Source organism: Desulfobacterales bacterium (assembly GCA_029211065.1).
Lineage (GTDB): Bacteria > Desulfobacterota > Desulfobacteria > Desulfobacterales > JARGFK01 > JARGFK01.
Genome location: JARGFK010000179.1, coordinates 1 through 5,332, shown reverse-complemented (window position 1 = coordinate 5,332; position 5,332 = coordinate 1). Strand labels below are relative to the sequence as shown.

Genomic DNA, 5,332 nt, shown 5'->3' with positions numbered 1-5,332 from the left:
CGCGAAGAAATTTTTCAAAACTGCCCCAAATGAACTTTGCCATTGATCGCTTTTGCCGTCTTATTGGCATCGACCATTCCCCAGATCCAGAGCGCGGGGGTGGTGATTAAACCGACATAAATAGAAATTAGAATCGCAGAAAAAGAATAAAGAATCATGAAACCAATGCCCTTAAGCAACTGGTCATTGTAAATTTGACCAAGACCCATCCAGAAAAACGATAAGACGGTTGCATGGGCGGGATTTTTGTAAAATTTCGGCGGCGTTCCAGGGGGGTCACCTCCATGACTTCCCGGAGGGGGAGCGGGAGGGGGCTGATGATTCTTGGCCGCAATGAGTATCCTGATTTGAGACTGCTTTTTATTGTGTTTTGAATTGAGCTCTTTTGATTTGGATTTAAGCGGGGCTGTTTTTCCCTGATGCTCTTCACGTGAAATTGCACCGGCTTCAAACAATCGATCTTCCTGCCGAATCGCTTTTTGGGTTTCAGTTAATTCTTCGACAATCGCTTCATCATCCTTTACCCAAATTTCAATTTTGTTATCAATTTCCTTCAGGATATCGGCAAGTTTCGGTTTCGCGGTATTTAAAAAAGAGGTGTATTCATCTTTTAGGGCTTCGTATCTTTCAGCGGCTATGTCTCCGCGCGTTTCATCCAGATTTGCCAATTTCTTTTCGGCATCTGCAATGGATTGGAATAATTTTCGATAGTTGTCGGCAAGGTCTTTTTCCCCTTTCAAAATAATTTCATCGCTTCTCACCGGACCTGTTGAACGATTGCTTTTTTGATTCAGCCAGTCTAAAATTGTATTAGGAATTGAGCTAATAAAATTCCTGACATCTTCAGCGTTTCTTGACATACATGCCTCCTTTCGGTTCTCGATTCCATCTCCAATGATCGGTTTTCTGGTTAGCGAACGTACTCAATATGGCCTGCCATAAACGGTGTTTCGCCTTATTATGCTTAATATGTCGTTCCAGTCAAGGAAAAATACCGCTTATAGATGGTTTAATGCATAATTTAGACAGGTTATATTGGTTATTATGAAAAAATCACATGAAAATGCGGCCATTCTCCTGGGGCGGCGAATTCGGTCGCTAAGAGAATCTAAAGGCTGGACGCAACAAGAGCTCGGAAACCAAGCGGATGTGAATTACAAATTCGTTGGTGAGATTGAGCGGGGTCAGCAGAACCCGTCTTTAAACGTTCTTGTAAAAATTGCTGCGGCCCTGGAAGTGGACCTGCCGGAAATGCTTCGATTCGAGCATGAAGCTACGGACCGAAAACAGATTGAATCTCAAATTGAAAAAATTCTAAAGACCATGCCCGATGCCGATCTGCGTCAGGTACTATTGGTGCTTCACACGCTCTATCCTGCACATCCGAAAGCTGCTTAAAATACACTACCCCAAGGCTTACTCTGGAAATGGTTTAAACCCCGACCGTTCTGGCTTGTTGACTGGTGGTTTGGCATGCTGAGCATGTTGAACATTTCTGCTGGATTGTTGGAGTGGTTTAGAGGTCTACCTTAACACTACAAATATTACCACTGTTACCGGCCAGGCTGAACCGGAATCAACCCGACCGGCAGAATCCTTAAAAATCTTTGATGGTGTCATCGACCGTTTTTATGTCGGCCCCGTAAACCTGTTTAAGATAGGCTAATCCGCCCTGGTAATCTTCCTCGGTAAAGGCATCGGTGCCGTCTGTGGGGACAATGATTTTGAATCCCCAGGAAAAAGCATCGGCGGCGGTGTGGCGAACGCACATGTTTGCATGAAGGCCGGTCATAATCAGGGTTTCGGTGCGGAGCTCTCTGAGCAGCAGATGCAGGTCGGTCTGGAAAAAGCCGCTGTATCTTCGTTTGGGAATGATGAAATCTTCCTTTTGAGGCTTTAATTCTTTGATGACCTCTGCCCCCTCGGTGCCTTTAATGGCATGCTCACCCCACAGTTTCAATTCATTATCAATACCGGGATAGTGACAATCGTTAGAATAGATGACCGGCACGCCTTTGGATCTGGCTGATTCAAGCAGCTTTTGGAGTGGCGGAATTATCCTCTGGGCGCGATCGCATTTCAGGCTTCCGGTGACAAAATCATTTAGCATGTCGATAACGACGACGGCTTTGGTGGACATTTTGGCATCTCCTTTGTTGGTTGAAAATTAATGGGAAACTATCAATTTCCGGAAAAATAGTCCAGAATAACTGAAATTTCATTTTGAGGCTGTTTGTTTAGGGCGCCGGCTTCGAGGATAGTTTTGAATCATCGGGGGATTTACCGTATTTAAATATGCCCGCATCAGACTTGGACCTATCGGATCATAATTCTTCCTCATCCTCTGGATAGGGAACAGCTTTCGCAGGCCCCCAGTCTCTCTTTGGCGCATTGTGTCCCAATCGAGTGTCCCCATCCTCCGTCGTGATGACTTTGCCACCTCTGTGAATGAACGCACGGACAACTGACTTCCTGGGATGATCTTCGTCCACCTTTGCCGCGCTCACTATTGCGGTAAAATTATAATCGTCCCCTTCCGGCTTCGAGCGCAACCGTGGCCCCAACCATCGATCTAAGATTTCCGTAGATACGTTGTGCCTTGATCCATGGTGCGGTATTTGAATGCGGTCTATGCCCGGGAGTGTCAAGCCGACATATGGTGCATAATCAGCTGCTTCCTGTAGGGCAGCGCGGCCAGCATCTCCAGTGAGCAGGATTCTCTCACCGCATAGGTTAGCATATTGGACAATGCTCATGTTGTTCTCCGCACTTGTGTCCTCCTCTGGGAACGTCTCTTGCGCCCATACGGCCCGAATAAATGTGATGACTTTTCCAACTACTCTGCCGGCCGCGTGCGCAAAAGACAGTTGCTCTGCTTTCGTCGGTTCGGGCGTCTTGTCGGATTCAACGATGAGATCAAGGTAGCGAATCTTTGATGGAGCCATGACCCTAAAATGACCGATGATAGATCCTTGAAAGGGTTCATAGATGGGAACCATATGCTCTTTCGCCAGCTCCTCCAGCGCCGCAAGGTTAGGATAAAGTTCCTTCAGTCGTTTGATCAGATTCTCAACTGAAGTGAATCTACTAAAACTATCAATGAGCAAGTCAGCATAGAGCCAGGGACGGAGCATCCAAAGCGCGGCCACCTCGTACTCCTCAAATAGTTTTCTAAGGCCCCCAGCATGATCTCCGTCCGGATGAGTCACCACGATTGCGTCTATATAAGCGGGGCTATCGTAATACTTGTTGATGTGCTCAATAATTTTGTCACCCGTATCCTGAAATCCCCCATCGGTGATATGAATGCGCGTCTTTCCATCAACCGAATAGCGAAGGGGTATTGCATCACCACTCTTCTTCGCCTCAACGCGCAGAAAATCAATCTCGAAAAAGTCGGCCATTTGTCACTCCTTTCTCCTGGCATATTGAATACGTTTAATTATGTATTGGGTTTGCTTACGATAGGAGAAACAGAAGAGTCCCAGCAGACCCATAATCATGAACTCAACTCCCCACCGCCCAATAAGTGGGAAACTGCTTACAAGACTTTCGTAGATCTTCAGAAAAATTAAGATCACAAAGAGCGAGCAAAAAGTTCTGTACATGTTATTGGTTTCAGAAAGCACCTCTATCGATTTGTCCTCCTTGGACGCCGAAACGAAGTCGGCATAAGGGGCAAAACGTACGATTCGGGTCCGCTTTAGGAGAGGCTCGACGACTAAAGAGCCAAGCCTGCTGATGATCAGGCCGATAAAGTAGTAAAGAAAGAGCCCGAGGATGACATCCTGCTGCACGAACTGGAAAGTCGTTAAGGCGTCGGCGAGAACAACGAACACGGTTCCAGGAAGCAGATAGTTGAAAATGTTGTATGACGACAGCTTGTCAACCAGATCTTTCACGTGATTACCTCTCACAGTTTTGGGTCATGTTAGTGGCCCAACTATGTAGGGCCAGTTTCAAGCATCCAACTATCTTAAATGCTTCCAACATTCCGTGCCAGAGTCCAAAGCCAAACCGATTGAAATTTCAGCGGAGAATGAGAATTCAAGCATTCAATATCACAGACGACCTGAAATCACAACATATTGAATTTTAAGGGATGGTTAGATGGTGCGGTTTAGTAGTGTTGTAATATAGATCATCTCGTAGTGTACCCTCATCAACAACCTGATCCTTGCCCTTTACGGCCATTTGAAATCATGTCGGTTTGCCTGAACCATTGGATGCTGGTTTATGAAGGTGCTGGTCAAATTTGGGAATGGGGAATACTTAATTTTTTTCAGCTACCAGGAAATTACCCAGCCTTCAACCGATAAACTCTTTCCATGAAATTGGTGGCTGATTTTGTCGAGGTTGTTCAAACCACCCAAATACGATTCGGCGTTAAAAAATCTCTTGGTTCAATTTAAAAAACGAGGCTGGAAATGTTCCAGCCCCGATTTTCCGTAGAGCAGGGGACAATAATTATATGTTCAAATTTCACAACCCCCCAGGCGCTATCCGCATAATCTAAGTTCTCGGCCAGTAAGTTTAAATTCGCCCGAGTCAGCAAAAACTGCCATTTTACAAACAATATGGGGCATCCCCTTTGTGAGCAATGACCACCAGGCATCAAAAATATCAAAATGTCCAGTTTTTGATGTGATAATTTCAACTGCATCTGCCCCGAATACAGACTTGCGTATCTTTTGTTCATCTTCTTCCGTCCATTTGTCGGGCGCACTACCAGCTGCATAAATAATAACTCCAGTTTTCAATGGCTACACCTCCTTTTCTTATTAGTCTCTCTCGAAGGTTGCCAAATAAAAAAACCCTTCGAGCTTTTATTTCCCGAAGGGTTGCACCCAGTTTTCTTTACCCTTTGATCAGGTGTCCGCAATTCTCTATGTCCACGAAGAAATACGGCTATTGATTAAGGCAGGTCTTCTGACTTTCGGATCATTCTACTTTCTGCACCTTCCCATTCAGTTAAATACCTGAAAAGTGGCATAACGCAGATTTCGTCCCCGATTACAGCGGCGGGACCGTTCCCGATTCACACGGGATTCCCTATTAAATCCTTTCGGATACCCTTAATTATTATATGCTATGAATAATATTTTTTGTCAATGTTATTGTCCTTACGAGTCTAAAAATTCAATATTTTCAATGTGAAGACTCATGCCAGATCCGTCTTAATCAAATTATCAGAAAAATAGTCAAGCAAAACCATGTCCCCTCACAGTGTAGCCCTGACTCCAATCAAGAATTTCAACTATTTGAAATCATAAATTACTTGACTCTGCTTTGATAACTCTTTATATTGCGATAAAGCTCGTTAGGGGGGCTG

At 45.0% G+C, this 5,332-nt stretch carries 6 protein-coding genes and 1 riboswitch; of the genes, 1 reads left to right on the top strand and 5 read right to left on the bottom strand.

The window, feature by feature from the left end; genetic code table 11:
* Positions 1-14: 14 nt before the first annotated feature.
* Positions 15-860 carry a hypothetical protein gene (locus tag P1P89_21960; protein MDF1594184.1) on the bottom strand — a complete coding sequence of 282 codons (846 nt, stop codon included), beginning with the start codon at positions 858-860 and terminating at the stop codon, positions 15-17.
* A 184-nt stretch (positions 861-1,044) separates the two neighbouring features.
* Here P1P89_21960 and P1P89_21955 point away from each other — a divergent pair, with 184 nt between their 5' ends.
* The gene (locus P1P89_21955; protein ID MDF1594183.1) at positions 1,045-1,398 is read left to right on the top strand and encodes a helix-turn-helix transcriptional regulator; all 354 of its coding nucleotides are present in this window, start codon (positions 1,045-1,047) and stop codon (positions 1,396-1,398) included.
* Positions 1,399-1,597: 199 nt separating this feature from the next.
* On the opposite strand, the gene P1P89_21950 is transcribed toward P1P89_21955, so the two are convergent.
* The 4 genes from P1P89_21950 to P1P89_21935 all read right to left on the bottom strand — a co-directional run bounded on the left by P1P89_21950 (position 1,598) and on the right by P1P89_21935 (position 4,760).
* The gene (locus P1P89_21950; GenBank protein ID MDF1594182.1) at positions 1,598-2,140 is read right to left on the bottom strand and encodes a cysteine hydrolase; all 543 of its coding nucleotides are present in this window, start codon (positions 2,138-2,140) and stop codon (positions 1,598-1,600) included.
* Positions 2,141-2,324: 184 nt separating this feature from the next.
* Positions 2,325-3,404, bottom strand: coding sequence for an MBL fold metallo-hydrolase (locus tag P1P89_21945; GenBank protein MDF1594181.1), 1,080 nt, complete (start codon positions 3,402-3,404; stop codon positions 2,325-2,327).
* 3 nt (positions 3,405-3,407) lie between these two features.
* Positions 3,408-3,902 (bottom strand): hypothetical protein, encoded by a 495-nt coding sequence (locus tag P1P89_21940; protein ID MDF1594180.1) that lies wholly within the window; start codon positions 3,900-3,902, stop codon positions 3,408-3,410.
* Positions 3,903-4,499: 597 nt separating this feature from the next.
* Positions 4,500-4,760, bottom strand: a complete 261-nt coding sequence (locus P1P89_21935) for a hypothetical protein (protein ID MDF1594179.1) — start codon at positions 4,758-4,760, stop codon at positions 4,500-4,502.
* A 141-nt stretch (positions 4,761-4,901) separates the two neighbouring features.
* Positions 4,902-5,092: riboswitch (cobalamin riboswitch) on the bottom strand.
* Between the last annotated feature and the right edge of the window lie 240 nt (positions 5,093-5,332).

What these genes read in the sequence shown, in the direction of transcription:
- P1P89_21960 (MDF1594184.1), bottom strand. Translation starts at nt 860, where the DNA reads ATGTCAAGAAACGCTGAAGATGTCAGGAATTTTATTAGCTCAATTCCT.
- P1P89_21955 (MDF1594183.1), top strand. Translation starts at nt 1,045, where the DNA reads ATGAAAAAATCACATGAAAATGCGGCCATTCTCCTGGGGCGGCGAATT.
- P1P89_21950 (MDF1594182.1), bottom strand. Translation starts at nt 2,140, where the DNA reads ATGTCCACCAAAGCCGTCGTCGTTATCGACATGCTAAATGATTTTGTC.
- P1P89_21945 (MDF1594181.1), bottom strand. Translation starts at nt 3,404, where the DNA reads ATGGCCGACTTTTTCGAGATTGATTTTCTGCGCGTTGAGGCGAAGAAG.